Source organism: Polynucleobacter necessarius (assembly GCF_900095205.1).
Taxonomy (GTDB): domain Bacteria; phylum Pseudomonadota; class Gammaproteobacteria; order Burkholderiales; family Burkholderiaceae; genus Polynucleobacter; species Polynucleobacter necessarius_E.
In genome coordinates this window covers 1,734,719-1,753,954 of sequence record NZ_LT606951.1, presented here as the reverse complement: position 1 = coordinate 1,753,954, position 19,236 = coordinate 1,734,719, and the positions used below count along the sequence as shown (strand labels likewise).

Annotated in this window: 18 protein-coding genes; 13 read left to right on the top strand and 5 right to left on the bottom strand. The window is 44.9% G+C overall.

The annotated features are described in order from the left end of the window. Nucleotides 1–13: 13 nt before the first annotated feature. From DXE37_RS09695 to thiL, 3 genes are read right to left on the bottom strand one after another with little or no spacing between them, the layout of a single operon-like run. A complete protein-coding gene (locus DXE37_RS09695; protein ID WP_415067158.1) occupies nucleotides 14–493 on the bottom strand; it encodes a CinA family protein in 480 nt (159 codons plus the stop codon). Further along, the gene (locus DXE37_RS09690) at nucleotides 493–1,053 is read right to left on the bottom strand and encodes a phosphatidylglycerophosphatase A family protein (protein ID WP_114637347.1); all 561 of its coding nucleotides are present in this window, start codon (nucleotides 1,051–1,053) and stop codon (nucleotides 493–495) included. Before DXE37_RS09690 ends, DXE37_RS09695 begins: the two co-directional genes overlap by 1 nt. Further along, nucleotides 1,050–2,075 (bottom strand): thiamine-phosphate kinase, encoded by a 1,026-nt coding sequence (gene thiL, locus DXE37_RS09685; RefSeq protein ID WP_114637346.1) that lies wholly within the window; start codon nucleotides 2,073–2,075, stop codon nucleotides 1,050–1,052. Before thiL ends, DXE37_RS09690 begins: the two co-directional genes overlap by 4 nt. Nucleotides 2,076–2,180: 105 nt before the next feature. Here thiL and DXE37_RS09680 point away from each other — a divergent pair, with 105 nt between their 5' ends. Together DXE37_RS09680 and DXE37_RS09675 are read left to right on the top strand one after the other, a co-directional pair. After that, on the top strand, nucleotides 2,181–4,502 hold the full coding sequence (locus DXE37_RS09680; RefSeq protein ID WP_114637345.1) for an NADP-dependent malic enzyme: 2,322 nt from the start codon (nucleotides 2,181–2,183) through the stop codon (nucleotides 4,500–4,502). Nucleotides 4,503–4,615: 113 nt separating this feature from the next. Continuing rightward, nucleotides 4,616–5,236: a barstar family protein gene (locus DXE37_RS09675; protein WP_114637344.1), complete on the top strand. Its 621-nt coding sequence runs from the start codon at nucleotides 4,616–4,618 to the stop codon at nucleotides 5,234–5,236. 34 nt (nucleotides 5,237–5,270) lie between these two features. On the opposite strand, the gene DXE37_RS09670 is transcribed toward DXE37_RS09675, so the two are convergent. Then, complete coding sequence (locus tag DXE37_RS09670; RefSeq protein ID WP_114637343.1) at nucleotides 5,271–6,032, bottom strand: 16S rRNA (uracil(1498)-N(3))-methyltransferase; 762 nt, start codon at nucleotides 6,030–6,032, stop codon at nucleotides 5,271–5,273. Between the two features lie 44 nt (nucleotides 6,033–6,076). Here DXE37_RS09670 and tkt point away from each other — a divergent pair, with 44 nt between their 5' ends. Both tkt and gap read left to right on the top strand, forming a co-directional pair. Beyond that, on the top strand, nucleotides 6,077–8,068 hold the full coding sequence (tkt, locus tag DXE37_RS09665; RefSeq protein WP_114637595.1) for a transketolase: 1,992 nt from the start codon (nucleotides 6,077–6,079) through the stop codon (nucleotides 8,066–8,068). Between the two features lie 42 nt (nucleotides 8,069–8,110). Then, on the top strand, nucleotides 8,111–9,139 hold the full coding sequence (gene gap, locus DXE37_RS09660; protein ID WP_114637342.1) for a type I glyceraldehyde-3-phosphate dehydrogenase: 1,029 nt from the start codon (nucleotides 8,111–8,113) through the stop codon (nucleotides 9,137–9,139). 129 nt (nucleotides 9,140–9,268) lie between these two features. Here gap and fur read toward each other — a convergent pair whose 3' ends face one another. After that, entirely contained in the window at nucleotides 9,269–9,712 is a 444-nt protein-coding gene (gene fur / locus DXE37_RS09655; RefSeq protein ID WP_162786261.1) for a ferric iron uptake transcriptional regulator, read from the bottom strand. Between the two features lie 82 nt (nucleotides 9,713–9,794). Between fur and DXE37_RS09650 the strand changes: the two genes are divergently transcribed. From DXE37_RS09650 to DXE37_RS09610, 9 genes are all read left to right on the top strand, one after another. Further along, nucleotides 9,795–10,481, top strand: a complete 687-nt coding sequence (locus tag DXE37_RS09650; RefSeq protein ID WP_197713236.1) for an outer membrane protein assembly factor BamE — start codon at nucleotides 9,795–9,797, stop codon at nucleotides 10,479–10,481. Between the two features lie 71 nt (nucleotides 10,482–10,552). Then, entirely contained in the window at nucleotides 10,553–11,377 is an 825-nt protein-coding gene (gene dapB, locus DXE37_RS09645) for a 4-hydroxy-tetrahydrodipicolinate reductase (protein WP_114637594.1), read from the top strand. Nucleotides 11,378–11,426: 49 nt separating this feature from the next. Continuing rightward, the gene (leuS, locus tag DXE37_RS09640; protein ID WP_114637339.1) at nucleotides 11,427–14,099 is read left to right on the top strand and encodes a leucine--tRNA ligase; all 2,673 of its coding nucleotides are present in this window, start codon (nucleotides 11,427–11,429) and stop codon (nucleotides 14,097–14,099) included. Between the two features lie 22 nt (nucleotides 14,100–14,121). Beyond that, nucleotides 14,122–14,649 carry an LPS-assembly lipoprotein LptE gene (locus DXE37_RS09635; RefSeq protein WP_114637593.1) on the top strand — a complete coding sequence of 176 codons (528 nt, stop codon included), beginning with the start codon at nucleotides 14,122–14,124 and terminating at the stop codon, nucleotides 14,647–14,649. Between the two features lie 13 nt (nucleotides 14,650–14,662). After that, entirely contained in the window at nucleotides 14,663–15,724 is a 1,062-nt protein-coding gene (holA, locus tag DXE37_RS09630) for a DNA polymerase III subunit delta (RefSeq protein WP_114637338.1), read from the top strand. A gap of 58 nt (nucleotides 15,725–15,782) precedes the next feature. Beyond that, nucleotides 15,783–17,060, top strand: a complete 1,278-nt coding sequence (locus tag DXE37_RS09625; RefSeq protein ID WP_114637337.1) for a glutamate-5-semialdehyde dehydrogenase — start codon at nucleotides 15,783–15,785, stop codon at nucleotides 17,058–17,060. A gap of 21 nt (nucleotides 17,061–17,081) precedes the next feature. Beyond that, nucleotides 17,082–17,507, top strand: a complete 426-nt coding sequence (locus tag DXE37_RS09620; RefSeq protein WP_114637336.1) for a CopD family protein — start codon at nucleotides 17,082–17,084, stop codon at nucleotides 17,505–17,507. 43 nt (nucleotides 17,508–17,550) lie between these two features. Continuing rightward, nucleotides 17,551–18,984, top strand: a complete 1,434-nt coding sequence (locus tag DXE37_RS09615) for a THUMP domain-containing class I SAM-dependent RNA methyltransferase (RefSeq protein ID WP_114637335.1) — start codon at nucleotides 17,551–17,553, stop codon at nucleotides 18,982–18,984. Between the two features lie 79 nt (nucleotides 18,985–19,063). Next, a complete protein-coding gene (locus DXE37_RS09610) occupies nucleotides 19,064–19,234 on the top strand; it encodes a rubredoxin (RefSeq protein ID WP_114637334.1) in 171 nt (56 codons plus the stop codon). The last annotated feature ends 2 nt before the right edge of the window (nucleotides 19,235–19,236 follow it).

Sequence of the window (19,236 nt, the reverse complement as noted above, 5' to 3'; positions counted from 1 at the left end):
TAGTATTAAGGCTTTAACTTCTGAGTAGCGCTATTAATTCAGTTAATGCAAATTCGGTTGCTTGCTGTCTAATGATTTGACGATCACCATCAAAATGCATGGTCTTAGTCACAGTTTGGCTGTCCGTAGACCAGCCAAAACACACTGTACCCACGGGCTTCTCGACAGAACCACCTGTCGGTCCAGCAATGCCAGTAATGGAAATAGATACATTACTTCTAGAGTTCGCTCGAGCACCTTCAGCCATAGCCTTAGCTACCTCTTCACTGACGGCGCCGTGGATCTCAATGAGTTGGAATGGAACATCAAGACATTCTGCTTTAGATTCGTTGCTATAAGTAATGTAACCACGCTCAAACCACTCACTTGAGCCCGCTAGCTCAGTAAGTGTTGCACAGACAAGTCCACCAGTACAAGATTCGGCCAGTGAAATTGTCCAATTCTTTGCGAGCAAGATTTGAGATAAGGTTTTGGTGAGTGCGCTTGCGTTCATCATTTCATTAAGAACTGTATTAGTGCCATTACAAGAAGTGTGCAAAAAGCGGCTGCAAGATCGTCAACTGCAATGCCAAATCCACGCCAAATCATTTCTAAAAAAGTGGAGCGCCCGGAGTTATCGCTCAAGTTATTTTTAAAGTGACGATCAATCATACCAATCGGGCCTGGCTTGATTGCATCAAATAAACGGAACAGTGCAAAGGCCAGTAGTTGCATCCAAATATTGGTAGGCATGATGAAGATGAGTGCTAGCCAAAATGCAACAATTTCGTCCCAAACAATTCCACCAAAATCTTTCTTGCCTAATTCTTCACTCACATAGCCACAGATCCAGCAGCCGAGAAGAAAGCCTCCAGCAATAATCCACAGAAAATCTTCTGTACTAAAAAAATATTCGCCTATAAGAAATGCCGCCCAAGCCCAGAGCGTGCCCGCCGTACCTGGCGCTACTGGGCTTAGACCACTTCCAAAGCCGAAAGCAACAGTACGGCTTGCGGTTTGAAAGACCCACTTCAATGTTGGTTTCACTTCTGCAGATTGATCAATGCTGGTCATGATGCAAAGGGATCAAATGATTTTAAAAAAGGTTTTGCATCAACATCGCTTAGTGGATTGCCTAATGTATCAAGTAGATATATTTTTTCTTGAATATCTTTTTTTGGTAGTGTCTTACCAATTAAGGTCAAAGGCAAATTGAGGGATTCGCTTATTGCCCGAATCCTCTCGCATTGATTCGAGGGTGCAGTAAAGCAAATTTCGTAATCATCTCCACCGCATGTGGCAAATTGGTTTTGAATCAGTGCGTCTTGTTTTCTTAAAGTAGTGGACTTTGGAATTAAATCTATATGAATTTCAGCATCGACTTGGGATTGATGTAGGATGTGACCTAGATCACCGAGTAAGCCATCGGAAATATCTAGAGCGGCACTTGCCACATCTCGCAAAAGAATTCCTAGATTTATTCTTGGTGTGGGTTGGTGCATGCGGTGTTGTATCTGCTCAAGATCGTTTGAATTGAGATTGATTTCATGACGCAGTGCAGCAAGAGCTAATCTCGCATCTCCGACGGTTCCAGACACCCAAATATCCTCATGAGGTTTTGCCCCTGATCTGCGTATGGCTTTCCCATGAGGGATGGCTCCAAAGGCGGTGATCGAGATTGTGAACGGTCCAGCGGTGACATCATCCCCGATTAGTGGGCAGGAACATTCCTTAGCGGTAGCAAAAAGTCCTTTAGAAAACTCCTCTAGCCATGTCTCATCAACTGTTGGTAATGCAATTGCCAGCGTAAATCCTAATGGTTTTGCACCCATTGCTGCTAGGTCTGAAAGGTTAACCGCTAGGGCTTTACGGCCCAACAGCGCCGGATCAGCGTCTACAAAGAAATGCCTACTTTCAACCAGCATATCGCTGGTAATAGCGATTTCTTGGTCAAAGGGAGGATTGATGGGTGCACAGTCATCCCCAATATTCAAGGTAATCGCTTGATCTGAATTTTCACGCATGGAATCAGCGCCCGTTTTGAAAAAACGTTGAATAAGGCCAAATTCCCCAAGAGGGCTGGAATGAGAAGACATGCCCCATTTTATGGCTGTTGTGTGTCCAATGCCCGAGAGGAATAGAATTAGTCTCTTAACGGTCTTAGATAAAACAAAGATAGACAGAACTTAGTGAGTTAGTGAATGAGCAAAGAACATAATAAAGAGCAGCAAATTGCAGCACTAAGAGAGGCGGTCCTGCAGTACCACGAGTTTCCTACTCCCGGCAAAATTGAAATTGTCCCAACCAAGCAATTAACAAATCAACGCGATTTAGCGCTTGCATATACTCCTGGGGTTGCTGCGCCTTGTAAGGAGATTGTTAAGGATCCTGCAAACGCCTTTAAGTACACCGCACGTGGAAATCTGGTTGGCGTCATTACCAATGGAACAGCAGTATTGGGTCTAGGAAATATCGGACCTCTGGCAAGTAAGCCAGTGATGGAAGGCAAAGCAGTTCTCTTCAAAAAATTTGCTGGGATTGATGTATTCGATATCGAGGTGAATGAAAATGGCCCTGATAAGTTAGTTGAAATTATTGCGGCACTCGAACCAACTTTTGGCGGCATTAACCTAGAAGATATTAAAGCGCCAGACTGTTTTGTGGTTGAGCGCAAGCTACAAGCGCGGATGAAGATTCCAGTCTTCCATGATGATCAGCACGGTACAGCGATTGTGGTTGCTGCAGCTATCTTGAATGGATTGAAAGTAGTTGGTAAAAAAGTAGATGATGTGAAGTTAGTTACATCCGGAGCAGGCGCAGCTGCTTTAGCTTGTTTAGATCTTTTAGTTGATTTAGGTATCCAACGTAAAAATATCTGGGTGACTGACTTGGCCGGTGTTGCTTACAAAGGCCGAAAAGAGTTAATGGATCCAGAGAAGGAGCCCTTTTGCCAAGATACTGATCTACGTACACTTGATCAAGCAATAGAAGGCGCAGATATTTTCTTGGGTCTTTCTGCGGGTGGAGTATTGAAGCAAGACATGGTGAAAAAGATGGCGCCAAACCCGCTGGTCTATGCCTTGGCGAATCCAACTCCAGAAATTCTTCCTGAAGAGGTAAAAGCAGTTCGTCCAGACGCAGTGATAGCAACGGGTCGTACAGATTATCCAAACCAAGTGAATAATGTTTTATGTTTCCCATTCATCTTCCGTGGTGCATTGGATGTGGGCGCAACCACGATTACTCGCGGCATGGAAGTTGCAGCAGTGAAGGCTGTAGCAGAGCTTGCCCAGGCTGAGCAGCATGAGGTAGTGGCCTCTGTTTATGGAATCGAGAACCTGTCTTTTGGACCGGAGTATCTCATTCCAAAGCCATTCGATCCTCGCCTCATTACTGTGATTGCTCCTGCAGTAGCTAAGGCAGCAATGGACGATGGCGTAGCCTCTCGTCCTATTAAAGATTTTGAGGCGTATAGACATCAGTTGCAGCAATTTGTGTACCACTCTGGTACTTTAATGAAGCCACTCTTTAGTATTGCCAAGCGTGTACCGGAAAGTCAAAAACGCATTGTCTTTGCCGAAGGTGAAGATGAACGTGTGCTGCGTGCTGTGCAAAGCATCATTGATGAAAACTTAGCAACTCCAATTTTGATTGGTCGTCCTGCCGTTATCGAGCATCGCATCGAAAAATTTGGTCTTCGAATGAAGGCGGGCGATGACTTTGAGGTGGTCAATCCAGAAAATGATTCACGCTATCGCGACTTCTGGCAGACCTATCTTGGTCTTACAGAGCGTAAAGGGGTTACAGAGTCTTTTGCTAAGTTAGAAATGCGTCGTCGTAATAGTTTGATCGGCTCCATCATGATCAATAAGGGTATGGCTGATGGCATGATTTGCGGCACAGTTGGTAACTCTGCCACCCATCTAAAGTATGTAGATGAGGTAGTGGGCCATGAGCCCGGTGCAAATGTGTATGGTGCGATGTCTGGTTTGATTTTGCCGGGTCGCCAAGTGTTCTTGGTGGATACGCATATCAACATTGATCCGAGTGCTTGTGAATTAGCCGAGCTTACTTTGATGGCTGCTAGTGAAATGCGGAAGTTAGGTCTTGAGCCTAAGGTTGCATTGCTTTCTCACTCTAACTTTGGCTCAAGTAATGCGCCTTCTGCAGTAAAAATGCGTGAAGTACTAGCGTTGATTCAGAAGGCAGATCCAACGTTGGAAGTAGACGGCGAAATGCACGGCGATAGCGCTTTGGATGAAACCATTCGTGCGGGTGCTGTGACTTCATCCCCATTAAAAGGCGATGCAAACTTGTTAGTTTTGCCAAATATTGATGCTGCAAATATTTCTTATAACTTGCTAAAAACTGCAGCGGGTAATGGCATTGCAATTGGCCCATTGTTGTTAGGTGTTGCTAAGCCTATTCATATTTTGACCCCAACAGCAACTGTTCGCCGTATTGTGAATGTGACCACTTTGGCGGTAGTTGAAGCTGCAAGTAACGCTAGAGGCATTTCTTAAGCATTGGTAATTTATGTAAGTTAGCAATAACTTACATAAATCAGTGTGTTACATAAAATGCACTGTAATTGGGCTTGATTTGATGGCGTGTTAAGGGTAACCTAGCACCCATCATGAATAATCGCTCTGAAAACAGCAATACAGCCAGTTTTGAAGAACAAAGCCGCGCTGAAAGTTGGGACAGCAATGATCGGCTCGAATCTGAATCATCTGCTGCCAACATTTATGCTGAAGGCGGCTTATCTCGTTTACAAACCTATGCAGCAAATCAAGTTTCGGGGAAAAAAGTGACAACTTCTTGGCGTGCCGCTTTGGCCGTTCGCGATGCCGGACCGCCGGCAATGTTGCGCAGTGTGCGCCCTAACATCGTGCAATCTATCCGTGCATTCCGCACTCCTGACTTGCAGGAGGCGGCAACGGAACTGGGACAACACTTCATTTATGCCAATTGCGCTAATGCAATGACTAAAGGCGAGGTTTTGGAGTCCATTGCGATTGCTTATTCGTTTACTAAGCAGCAGGCAAAAAACTACGATCCTTTGTTGGATGCCTTAACTACTACGGTAGATAAGTCCGGTCCACAACCTGGATTTGTTGTGGTGCTTAAAGGCTTGCCTTGTACTCAAAAGTTTGACAAAGAGGCTCGCGAGACCCTTTTAGATGTTTTCCGCGATGCTGTGGATTTCTGGGCTGAGCGCCGTACGCCATATCGAGTTTTCTATTCTTTTGCTTAATAAGCTTAAAACTTCGTATTTCATTAAATCGCCTCTATTTGAGGCGATTTTGCATTTCAGGGTTCCATACGCTATGGACCGCTGTAATAGCCACCACGCTAGCTGTTTCAGTTCTTAGGACTCGTTCCCCTAGGGAGACTAATTGATAGCCTGCAGCCTCTGCTTGAACCTCCTCCTCAGGAGAGTGGCCACCTTCTGGCCCAATCATTAAGACGATATCTTGAGGATCATTTTCAATCAGGACTGAATACAGGCTTTTTGTAGCGTCAGGACCGAGAAGTAGCTTCAGGGCGGGCTTGGGACTTTCCGTTAAGTAACCCTCGAATGTTTGGATGGGCTCTAGGCTTGCAAAGACGGTCCTATCGCATTGCTCGCATGCCGCTTGAATGATGCCTTTCCAATGCCCAAGACGTTTCTGGGCGCGCTCTGAGTCGCTTGAACGCGTTAATTTCAAAATAGAGCGCTCACATTGGATGGGGGCGATATTTTGCGCACCAGTTTCAATCGCTTTTTCAACAATCCAGTCCATTTTGTCCCCGCCAGTTAGGCCTTGAGCCAAAGTAATGGCATATGGAGTCTCTCGATGGGTATCTAGACGAATGTCTGTGAGTTGAACTTGGCCGGTTTTCCCGCTCAAAGATAGGAGTTTTCCCGTGGCAACTTGACCTTTTCCATCAAATATTGGGAAGAATTCTCCAATTTGAATTCTGCGTACACGCAAATGATGAGCGAGCTCTGGGGTAAGGATATTTGGCTTTTGGGATTCCCATGGCCAGGGAAGATAAAATTGAGGCATTACTGAAATATAGCCAATTTATTTTCCTCGAGACCAAAATTACGATGTCAAACCTTCAAATTCGTATGGCTAATGCCATTCGCGCTCTATCCATGGATGCGATACAGCAGGCAAATTCAGGCCATCCTGGTATGCCAATGGGCATGGCAGATATTGCCGTTGGACTTTGGAATGAACATTTAAAACATAATCCAACCGACCCCCTTTGGATTGATCGTGATCGCTTCGTTTTATCTAATGGCCACGGCTCGATGTTGTTGTACTCACTTTTGCATCTTTCAGGCTATGACTTGCCGATTGAAGAGTTGAAGAATTTCCGTCAACTGCATAGCAAGACGCCGGGACATCCTGAATATGGAATTACTCCGGGTGTCGTGACGACCACTGGCCCACTCGGCCAGGGAATTTCGAATGCCGTCGGAATGGCATTGGCTGAGAAACTGCTTGCTGAAGAATTTAATCGCCCAGGACTCAACATCATTGATCACTACACCTATGTATTTTTAGGTGATGGTTGTTTGATGGAAGGTATTAGTCATGAAGTGTGTTCATTGGCTGGAACATTAAAACTCAATAAGTTGATTGCATTGTGGGATGACAATGGTATCTCGATTGATGGCAAAGTAGTTTCTTGGTTTAACGAAGATACGCCAAAGCGTTTTGAGGCTTATGGCTGGAATGTCATTCGTGATGTAGATGGGCACGATGCTGAGGCTGTATCGGCTGCAATTACAAGGGCTAAAAAGAGCGATAAACCAACACTGATCTGCTGTAAGACTGCCATTGGTCAAGGCTCGCCTAATATGGCTGGCAGCGATAAAGTACATGGCTCACCATTGGGTGCGTCAGAAATTGCCGCTACTCGCGTTGCCTTAAATTGGCCATACGCTCCTTTCGAGATACCAAAAGATATTTATGCTGCATGGGACTTCAAAAAACGTGGCCAAGCAGCTGAGCATGAATGGAATAAAGAATTCCAGAAATACAAGAGTAAATATCCAGAGCTAGCCTCCGAATTGCAACGTCGTATGCAAGGAGATTTATCAAAAGATTTCTCTTCTACATTAAACGCGTATTTAAAAACTTGCCAATCGAAAGCTGAAACGATTGCTACTCGTAAAGCAAGTCAAAATGCAATCGAGGCTTTAGCGCCTGCTTTACCAGAATTTATGGGGGGCTCAGCTGACTTAACGGGTTCAAACCTCACTAACTGGTCAGCATGTAAAGCTGTACGCGCTGATCAATGGGGTAATCACATTAACTACGGTGTGCGTGAATTCGGTATGAGCGCCATCATGAATGGCATTGCCTTGCATGGCGGTTATATTCCATTTGGCGGTACGTTCTTAACCTTCTCAGATTACAGTCGCAATGCATTGCGCATGGCGGCTTTAATGAAGTTGCGTAGCATTTTTGTCTTTACTCATGACTCTATTGGCTTGGGTGAAGATGGCCCAACTCATCAGTCTGTAGAGCATGTGGCGAGTTTGCGACTGATTCCGAACCTCATGGTTTGGCGTCCTTGTGACACCACGGAGAGCGCCGTAGCATGGGGTGCGGCAATTGAACGCAAAAATAGCCCTACTGCTTTGATCTTTAGTCGACAGAATTGCCCATTTGTCTCACGCACTTCAGCGCAAATGAAAGATATCGCACGCGGTGGTTATGTATTGCGCGATCCGTCTGGAAAGATTGATGCGGTCATTATTGCGACTGGCTCAGAAATTGCTCTTGCATTACAAACTGCAGAGCGTTTAAGGAGTGAAGGTTTAGGAGTTCGAGTGGTTTCGATTCCTTCAACTACCGTCTTTGATCAACAAGATGCTGCGTATAAATCAAAAGTGTTACCAGCCGACATACCGCGTATTGCAGTTGAAGCAGGTGTGAGTGATTTCTGGTGGAAGTATGGTTGTGCAGCAGTGCATGGTGTCGATACTTTTGGTGAGTCAGCTCCTGCATCTCAACTGTATGAATATTTTGGACTAACAGTCGATCAGATTGCCAAGACGGTTAAGCAGTGCATAGCAAAGAAATAAATCTAAGTACGAAATAAATTCAATATTAGTAAGGGGAAATCAATGACAATTCGTGTCGCAATTAATGGTTATGGGCGTATTGGGCGCATGGTGTTGCGTGCCTTGTATGAAGATCAAGTCAATGGCAAGCCACGCCGCGATATCAAGATCGTTGCAATTAATGCCATGGGTGATATTGCTATCAATGCTCACTTGACTCAATATGATTCTGCACATGGACGTTTTCCGGCAGAGGTTTCGGTGGATGGTGATTGCATGGTGGTTAACGGCGATCGCATCAAAATGTTTTGTACGCGCAACCCCACAGAAACGCCATGGGGTGAGTTAGGTGTTGATTTGGTTTTGGAATGTACTGGCAGGTTCACTTCAAAAGAAAAAGCCATGATTCATATTCAGCAGGGCGCAAAGAAGGTATTGATTTCTGCCCCTGGTGAAAAAGATGTAGATGCCACAATTGTTTATGGTGTCAATCAAGATGTATTAAAGCCAAGCGATGTGGTTGTCTCTAATGCAAGTTGCGCAACAAACTGCTTGGCACCATTGGTTAAGCCATTGTTAGAAAAGATTGGTATCGAGTCGGGATTGATGACTACGATTCACGCCTTTACGAATGACCAAGTACTAACGGACGTGTATCACAAGGATATGCGCCGTGCTCGCTCTGCTGTTACCAGCATGATCCCAACAAAAACTGGGGCTGCGAAAGCAGTTGGATTGGTTTTACCGGCGTTGGCAGGTCGATTTGATGGTTTTGCAATGCGCGTACCAGTGATTAACGTCTCAGTAGTGGATTTAACTTTTGCCGCTAGCCGTTCTACTAGCGTGGACGAAGTAAATTTGATTTTGAAAGCTGCCAGCGAAGGTGGGCTCAAGGGTATTTTGGGCTTCAATACACTGCCACTTGTATCTATCGACTTTAATCACGATCCTCGCCCAAGTATTTATGATGCTTCTCAAACTCGTGTTTCTGCAGATGGCAAATTGGTTAAGGTTTTGGCTTGGTATGACAATGAATGGGGTTATTCAGTTCAGATGCTTAATGCTGCAGAAGCTTTGATGGCCGTAAAGTAAGAAAAAGTGGCTAATAGTATCTAAAAGTTGTTAATTAACGCTTAAATCATCTTTTTAGGATTAATTTTGTAAAAAAGACCTCAAATTGAGGTCTTTTTTATTTCTAAGATGTCAGAAATGCTATTTTGCTTACTTATTGCGGCAAATTTTCTTCTGACAGTGGCCATACATGGCTAAAGCATGCTCTTGTAGCTTAAAACCAAGGTTTTTGGCTATATCACGCTGTCTTTTCTCGATGGCCTCATCCACAAATTCTTCAACGTGGCCACAATCAATACAAACCAAGTGGTCATGGTGCTGACCCTCATTCAGCTCATATATAGCCCTGCTATCGCCTTTGCTGGATTCAAAATGACTACGAAGGAGTAGGCCAGCACGCTCAAACTGGGTAAGGACTCGATAGACTGTTGCTAGACCGATTTCTTTATCTTCTTTGGCAAGAGCCATAAAGACATCTTCGGCGCTAAAGTGGGTTCCGCCATTTTGGTGGAAAAAATCCAAAATTTTCATTCTGGGCCCAGTCGCTTTTAGGCCGATATCACGTAAATCTTCGGGGGTACGGTTTTGGGTCATATTTATGGCATTGGGAGCTAAAATCAATGTCTTAATGATACGGCCAGCCATGCAAAATTGCCTTGAACTATTTACCTGTCCTTTGAACTCGGTTTTAAAGGGTATTTCCCTTCTTCCTCGATCGGGAATTTTGGCTGCAACTATTGCGATCTCCTTAGGTATTGCAGGTTGCACATCTGCAGTTGATGAAATTCAGCGCGCTTGGATGAATAAGATTTTTAGGCCTTATGTTCCCGACATAGTTCAGGGAAATTTTATTTCCAGTGAGCAATACGCCAAATTGCAAGTAGGCATGAGTCGTGAGCAGGTTCGTCAAATTTTGAGTGCTCCACTGTTAGCCAGTTACTTCCATGCAAATCGATGGGATTACGTTTTTGAATTTAAGCGTGAAGGTCAGCCTATTGGCAAAGAACGTCATGTCACTGTTTTTTTCAATGGCGACAAAGTGGTCAAGTTTGAGGGCGATGCTTTGCCGACAGAAGTGGAGTTAGTTGCTGAGATCGATGGTTACGCAAAAACTAAACGCTCCTTTTGGGATGTCGTTGCTGGATCAAATAAACCACCAGTGACTCCGCCATTGCAGCAGCCTGAAGTCTTGGTTCCGAGCAAAACAGATAACTTACCAGCGGGTGCAGTTATTCCTGCTGCAGAGACAAGTAGCTCATTCTGGGACTTTTTTAGTTTTTCCAAAAAGGATCCGCAAGCACAGCCTCAGCCTTTGGGTCCGGGGGCGCTTAATAATGATGTGCCAGCTAGTGAAGCTAAGTAAAAATACTTGTGTTGTTGCTGAAATCAGTTTCCTCAGCAATTTTTAATGATTAAGAAGCGAAGATACAAATGATGAAGATCGCAATTGCAGGGGCTACTGGTCGTATGGGTAAAATGTTAATTGAGGCCGTACTCAATTCGACAGATGCACAACTCGTTGGTGCTCTAGAGCATTCCTCATGTTCACAACTTGGCGAAGATGCTGGCGCATTCTTGGGTAAGAAAACGGGTGTACTCATCTCTTCTGATGTCGCACAGGTTTTAAATAATTCAGAATTTCTGATTGATTTCACTAGGCCCGAAGGCACTATGTCGCATTTAGCGGTTGCGGAAAAGATGGGTACTAAAACGATTATTGGTACAACTGGCCTGAGTCCCGATCAAATGAATAGCTTAAAAAATGCTTCTGCAAAATTAGCGATTGTGTTTGCGCCGAATATGAGTGTGGGCGTTAATGTCACATTTAAGCTTTTGGAGATTGCTGCCAAGATGCTCAATCAAGGCTATGACATTGAAATTATTGAAGCACATCACAAGCACAAGGTAGATGCCCCTTCGGGAACGGCCCTTAAGATGGGTGAAGTCATTGCGGATGCCTTAGGCGAGAAGCTCGATGATGTAGCTGTATACGCACGCGAAGGGCACACGGGTTACGCACGCGAAGGGCACACGGGTGAGCGCAAAGAGGGTTCAATTGGTTTTGCCACAATTCGTGGTGGCGATATCGTAGGTGATCACACCGTATTGTTTGCTGGTGATGGCGAACGTATTGAGATCAGCCATAAATCTTCAAGCCGCCAGTCCTATGCTCAGGGTTCTTTGCGTGCAGCACGATTCTTGCAAAACCAAAGCAACGGTTTATTTGATATGCAAGATGTTCTCGGTTTGCGTAAGTAACAAGTAATTAGCTATTCAATTAAAAATAGAAGAAAAGAGTTGTCGAAGAATGAGTAAGGATTACGACTACCGCAGTATTGAAGCGGCAGCGCAAGCTGATTGGGAAGCTGCGCAAGTCTATCGAGTGGCTGAGAATGCAGTGAATGCCCAGGGTAAGCAAAAGCCTAAGTACTATGCCTGCTCTATGTTGCCTTACCCGTCTGGGAGGTTACATATGGGCCATGTGCGTAATTACACTATTAATGATGTAATGGCTCGCCAGTTGCGGATGCAGGGTTACAACGTGCTGATGCCGATGGGGTGGGATGCCTTTGGGATGCCTGCAGAAAATGCAGCGATTCAAAATAAAGTGCCTCCAGCAAAATGGACCTACGACAACATTGCTTATATGAAAAAGCAAATGGCTGCGATGGGCTTGGCTATCGATTGGTCTCGTGAAGTAGCAACTTGTAGTCCAGATTACTATCGTTGGAATCAATGGCTCTTTTTGAAGATGTTAGAAAAGGGTATTGCCTATCGTAAAACCCAGGTCGTCAATTGGGATCCAATTGATCAAACTGTTTTAGCAAACGAGCAAGTCATTGATGGACGTGGTTGGCGTTCTGGTGCGTTGGTTGAGAAGCGTGAGATTCCGGGCTATTACTTCAATATCACCGCTTATGCAGAGCAATTACTCTCAGGTTTGGATGGTTTGGGTTGGCCTGAACGCGTTAAGACAATGCAGCAAAACTGGATTGGTAAAAGTCGGGGAGTGCGGTTTGCTTTTAAGCATGAGATCGCTGACGATCACGGTAATTTTATTCAAGATGGTCTGTTATACGTTTTCACTACGCGTGCCGATACCATTGTGGGCGTTACCTTCTGTGCGGTAGCAGCTGAACATCCGTTAGCTACTAAAGCTGCAGCGAATAACCCAGCATTAGCCTCGTTTATTGATAAATGTAAAACGGGTAGCGTGATCGAGGCTGACCTGGCTACTCAAGAAAAAGAGGGGATGTTTACTGGTCTCTATGTGACCCACCCTTTGACGCATGAACCAATTCCAGTTTGGGTTAGTAATTATGTGCTGATGTCCTACGGTGATGGCGCTGTAATGGGTGTGCCTGCACACGATGAACGTGACTTTGCTTTTGCTCTGAAATATGAATTGCCTATTAAACAGGTGATTGCGCTTAAAGATGAATCACCGATGTTTAACCCTACTCATTGGGAAGATTGGTATGCCCAAAAGGAAGGTGTAGTTTGCTTTAATAGCGCTCAGTTTGACGGATTAAGCTATGATGAAGCAGTCAGTGCCGTTGCTAAAGAATTAGAAAAGCTCGGTATTGGAGAAATAAAAACTACTTATCGATTACGTGACTGGGGTATATCCCGTCAGCGTTACTGGGGTACGCCGATTCCGATTATTCATTGCGGTGATGAAGCTAATCTAGGATGTGGTGCTGTACCAGTACCAGAGGCGGACTTGCCAGTGGTATTGCCAGAAGATTGCGTTCCAGATGGTAGCGGGAATCCATTAAATAAGCGCGCTGACTTTCTGAATGTAAAGTGTCCTCAGTGTGGCAAGCCAGCTCGTCGGGAAACTGACACCATGGATACATTCGTGGACTCTTCATGGTACTTCATGCGTTACACCGGACCCAATGCCAATACGATGGTGGATGAGCGCAATGAATATTGGATGCCAATGGACCAATACATTGGTGGTACTGAGCATGCCATTTTGCATTTGCTCTATGCGCGCTTCTGGACTAAGGTGATGCGAGATCTTAATTTGATTACCTTCGATGAGCCTTTTCAGAACTTGTTAACTCAAGGCATGGTGCTCAATGAGACTTATTACTCTGAGGATGCTTCGGGCAAAAAGACCTGGCTCAATCCATTAGATGTTGAATTAGACCTTGATGAAAAAGGTCGCCCACAAGGCGCTAAATTAATTGGTGATGCTTCAAATACGCCAGTAGTCATTGGTGGCGTTGAGAAGATGTCCAAGAGTAAGAACAATGGTGTTGATCCGCAGGCCTTAATTGATCAATATGGTGCTGACACTGCACGTTTATTTGTGATGTTTGCTGCACCTCCTGAGCAACAATTGGAGTGGTCAGGTGCTGGCGTCGATGGAGCTTCTCGTTTCTTGCGTCGGGCATGGATGTATTCAAGTAGTCAATCAAATGTATTGCGAGAGGTATCTGACAGTTTGCCTACAGATCTGAGTGATGCTGAAAAAGAATTACGCCGTGAGGTACACACTATTCTTAAGCAAGCCAATTTTGACTATCAGCGTCGCCAATATAACACGGTGGTTTCTGCAGCAATGAAAATGCTAAATATTCTTGAGCCAATCAAACTGGATCAGAATCCCGTTATCAGTGCGCCAGTCCTGCGTGAGTGTTTAAGTATCTTGTTGCGTATTCTTTATCCAGTTGTACCGCATTTGACTCACGTCTTGTGGAAAGAGGTTGGCTATGACAAGAGCTTTGGACCATTGCTGGATGCTCCATGGCCATCCGTAGATGAAGCAGCATTGGTTCAGACAGAAATCACCTTAATGCTGCAGATCAATGGTAAGTTGCGAGGTGATATTCGGGTACCAGCTGAAGCTAGCAAAGAACAAATTGAGGTCTTAGCTTTACAAAGCGAGCCAGCGCAAAAAGCTTTAAATGGCAATGTACCGAAGAAGGTAATTGTGGTGCCCGGTCGCCTAGTAAATATTGTTGCCTAACCCTTTTATAGAAAATAAAGCGATGAGCGCAAATTACCTAAGACGTTCAATAATGGGTTTTATTGCTACCGCCCCTTTGGGTGGTTTGATTGCTTGCGGCTTTCGCTTAAGAGGTATGGCGGATTTGCCTTTTAAGGTGATTGCAATTACGGGTAACCCTTCTCCCCCTTTGAGGGCAAATTTGCAAACAGCGATTTTGACAGGCACTGATGCTCAGGTAACAATTAATCCAAAAGATGCAGACCTAATATTAGAAATTACCAATGACATTAATGGTCGCGAGATATTGGCTTACAACTCTAACGGTCAAGTATCTGCATATCGTCTGAATATTCGTGTGGGCTTTAGAGCATACGATTTGGCAGGAGCTGAAATAGTACCTGAAGCCGAGATTTATATGGCTCGGGATATGGACTTTACGGTTTCCACTGTTTTGATAACTGATGTCCAAATCCAGCAGTTCCTCACTTTAATGCGCAAAGATTTGGCTATTCAAATTTTACGTCGTGTAGCCGCTCCTCCAAGAGCGCCACAAACAAAATCATTCTAGAGGCTAAAAAGGCATGGTCAAAGTAGATGCCTTGCTAGTGCACCTGAAGTCATTGAGTTCTGGTGGGGTGATGTCGCCGCTGTATATATTTTCTGGCGATGAACCACTGCTGATGATGGAAGCTGTGGATCAATTGCGAGCCGCAGCTAAAAAGCAAAACTTTACTGAGCGTGAAGTGTTGTTGCAGGAGCGTGGATTTGATTGGAGCGCGCTGTTAAATGCAGGACAGACTATGTCCCTATTTGGCGATAAGCGTTGGATCGAGTTACGCATTCCAACGGGTAAGCCGGGTCGAGACGGGGCAGATGCGCTCAAACAGTTCGCAACTCAAATTGCATCGCAGTCTGTCGGGTCAGATGGTCCAGATACGGTTGTTTGTACCGTATTGCCTCGCTTGGATGGCAAAACTAAGACGTCAGCATGGTTTAGCGCTTTAGATGATGCAGGCATGGCGATTCAGATTGATTCCTTAGATCGCAGCCACTTACCTCAATGGATTGCTGGGCGCCTTAAACGCCAAGATCAAGAGGTGGAGAGTGGACCAGAGGGTCAACGTGCACTTGAATTTATTGCCGAACAGGTCGAGGGTAATCTCATTGCAGCCCACCAAGAAATTTTGAAGTTTGGCTTGCTGTATCCCGTGGGAAAATTGACCGAGGAGCAGATTCGTTCTTCAATTTTGAAAGTGGCACGCTATAACGTTTTTGAGCTCACTGAAGCAATGCTCGCTGGTGACCTAGCTCGTCTAAATCGAATGTTGGATGGTTTAAAGGGTGAGGGCGAACCTTTGGTATTGATTCTGTGGAGCGTAACCGAGGAGCTTCGGATACTATCTAAATTAAAGGCGGCAAGCGATGCGGGTGAGTCTGTGCAGAATTTAATGCGCGCTAATCGGATTTGGGGAAATAAAGAGCGTTTATATCCAGCGGCCATAAGAAGGGTTCAGCCACTGAAGTTGCGCAGAGCGATGCAGGTTGCCGCGGGGTTAGATCGTCAGGTTAAAGGATTACATGCGGCAGATTTGCCAGCAGACCCTTGGGATGGTTTACGTTTAGTCGGAAATTTACTGCGTTAATAAGTATGTGGGATAGATTTGTATTCGGGTGTTGTAGAAGGTAATTAGAGCGTAAGAAATGAGTTCATCCATTCAAGAAATGATGCAAGACATTGGCAAGCGAGCACGTGTTGCTTCGCGTGCAATGGCGCGCGCCTCAAACGAGCAAAAGAACCAAGCCTTGTTGCATATTGCTGCTGCTGTACGTCAGCAGGCTAGTGAGATTCAGAAAGTGAATCAAGTAGATGTGGAGCGAGCCAAGACTAATGGTCAGGATGCGGCTTTTATTGATCGCCTCACGATGACATCTAAAACCATTGAAACAATAGCTTTGGGTTTAGAGCAAATTGTTTCATTGGAAGATCCGATCGGATCAATTGCTGCATTAAAGAAACAGGCGTCTGGTATTGAGCTCGGACAGATACGTGTACCACTAGGAGTAATCGGCATTATTTATGAATCTCGCCCGAACGTGACGATTGATGCGGCTGCATTGTGCTTGAAGTCTGGTAATGCTGTGATTTTGCGTGGTGGCTCCGAGGCGATTGATTCAAATACGTTGTTGGCCAAGATTATTCAAGAAGGTTTGGCTGCAGCTGATTTGCCTAAAGATGCGGTCCAAGTAGTGACCACTACCGATCGAAGTGCTGTTGGTGAAATGATCACTATGACCCAATACATTGATGTGATCGTTCCAAGGGGTGGCAAAAGCTTAATTGCCCGCTTGATGGTTGAGGCACGTGTTCCGATGATTAAGCATTTGGATGGTATTTGCCATACCTATATTGATGCTGATGCCGATGTTGCTATGGCGGTAAAGGTATGTGATAACGCCAAGACGCAACGATATGCCCCCTGCAATGCAATGGAGACATTATTGGTAAATCAGGATATTGCCCATAAAGTATTGCCAACCCTTTGTAAGATTTATCAAGATAAAGGCGTTGAGTTAAGAGTTGATGCATTAACCCGTAGAACGCTTGAGTCACATGGTTTCCAGAATTTGGTTGATGCCAAAGAAGAGGACTGGCAGACCGAATACTTGGCTCCCATTCTATCGATTAAGACGGTTGCTAATATCGATGAGGCTATGAATCATATTGAGCAATATGGTAGCAAGCATACCGATGCGATCATTACCAATAATGAGGCGCATGCTGCTCGCTTCTTACGTGAGGTCGATAGCGCTAGTGTGATGGTGAACGCAAGCACCCGATTTGCTGATGGTTTTGAATATGGCTTGGGAGCAGAGATTGGCATTTCAAATGACAAACTGCATGCGCGCGGTCCTGTTGGCCTTGACGGTTTGACCTCTCTGAAATATGTAGTCATGGGTCATGGCGAGATCCGTACCTAATTTAAATAAAGTAAATCTAATATGAGCAATGCCTACCTTTGGGTCAAAACTTTTCACATCGTATTCATTACTTCATGGTTTGCAGGTTTGTTTTACTTGCCTAGAATTTTTGTGAACTTGGCTGAAGAGCAAAATAATGAGGCATATTCTCGTCTGCTTGGTATGGCTGACCGTCTATTTCGGTTTATGATTATTTTGGCTATTCCAGCAGTTTTACTGGGATTGACGTTATGGCTCTATTTCGGCATTGGCGCTCGCGATGTCTGGATGCACGCTAAATTATTCTTTGTAATCTTGATAATTGGCTACCACCATGCTTGTTTAAGCTTGCTTAAGAAGTTTCGCAATGGAGCAAATCAGCGTTCTGGGGTTTGGTTTCGTTGGTTTAACGAGGTCCCCGTCATCTTGCTCGTGGTGATTGTGGCCTTGGTGCTCTTTAAACCGTAAATACTGAACGCTATTTTTATTTTTTGATAAGACTGTTGGCTCTATGAGATTTTTTGTTGTTTGTCCGGGTGGTTTAGAGGTTTCTCTTGCCCAAGAGTTGGCTAAGATAGCTGCGCGCCCAGAATGTAAGGCATTAGGGGCGTGGGTAATTGACCCGACACCTACTGCTAGCCCTACTGGTGGTATTAGGTTGGCTGCTCCGATATCAGCGGCTATGGCGCTGAACTTACATTCCCGCATTGCAAGTCGAGTATTGTTACAAATGGCACAGGCACCCTATAGGCAAGAGGAAGATCTGTATAAATTAGCTAGTGGTTTATCTTGGGAGGAGTGGTTTACTTTCAAACAAATATTACGAGTTGATGTCACTGCACACCGCTCGCCTTTGAAAAGTTTGAATTTTGCAACTCTTAAAATTAAGGATGCTATTGTTGATCGCTTGCGGGATGTTACTGGCGATCGTCCTAGTATTGATACCGCCTTTCCAGATGTAAGAGTGCAGGCACATTTGACGGCAACTCAGGTGACGATTTATTTGGATACCTCGGGTGAGGCATTATTTAAACGCGGCTGGCGCGATGAAAAAGGCGATGCACCGTTGAAGGAAAATTTAGCTGCTGGCATTTTAGCTATTACTTCTTGGGCGCCAGGGCAATCTTTATTTGATCCTATGTGCGGTAGTGGTACTTTTTTGATTGAGGCTGCACAGATGGCTTTGGCTATTCCGCCTGGGGCGATTCGTGCGGGAATGTATGGAGATGATGCTAAACCGAGTCGACTAGCGTACCGTCCTTTAGTCACCTCTGCTCATGGATTTGGATTTCAGAGACTCAAGCCGTATAACGAAGTAGCCGAGAAAAATCGTTGGGTGGATTTAAAAGAGGCTGCTCTGGCTTTGATGTTAGAAAAACGTAAGCAATTCCCTAGCGTTGATTCGTTGAAAATCACTGGGGGCGACATTAACGAGAAATTGGTATCGATGTTTAAGGGTAACTGGCAAAGGGCTCAATTGCCCGATCAGCCGGTAGTAAGGCAGATTGATGCTTTGGCTGCAAAGCCTCCAGACAATACCCGTGCTGGCGTCATGTTATTAAATCCACCTTATGGCGAACGTTTGGTTATCAAAGGTGGCCGTGGTCAGGATCGCGATACACGTTCTGAGGATGCGGAAGAGCCTGATAGTCGTTATGAGTTAAATCTGGAAACTGGTCGTCAGAGTGCTAAGCGTTCTAGCCGTGAATCTCTGAAAAAACTCCAAACCCAGGAAGAGCAAGATCCGAAATTTGTGGAGTTTTTGCGCCAGTTTGGACAACACCTCAAAGATGATTTCGGCGGGTGGAATATATTTGTTCTCACTGCAGATATGGCGCTTCCAGGTCAGTTGCGGATTAAAGAATCCAAGCGGACACCTTTATTTAATGGTCCTCTAGAGTGCCGTTTATTTAAATTTGAAATGCATGTTAAACGTCCAAGTTAATGCAAATCAAGATAGTAATAAAACCTTAAAATAAACCAAGAGCTTAGAAAAGCGAAAGATTAGCGGAGCGAGTAAGGCGATGGAATTTAAAACTTATATGTGCTTGATTTGCGGCTGGGTGTATGACGAAGCTGCTGGTTTGTCTGATGAGGGGATTGCGCCAGGAACTTTATGGCAGGATGTGCCGATGAATTGGACTTGTCCGGAGTGTGGGGCACGTAAAGAAGATTTTGAAATGATGGCGATTTAATT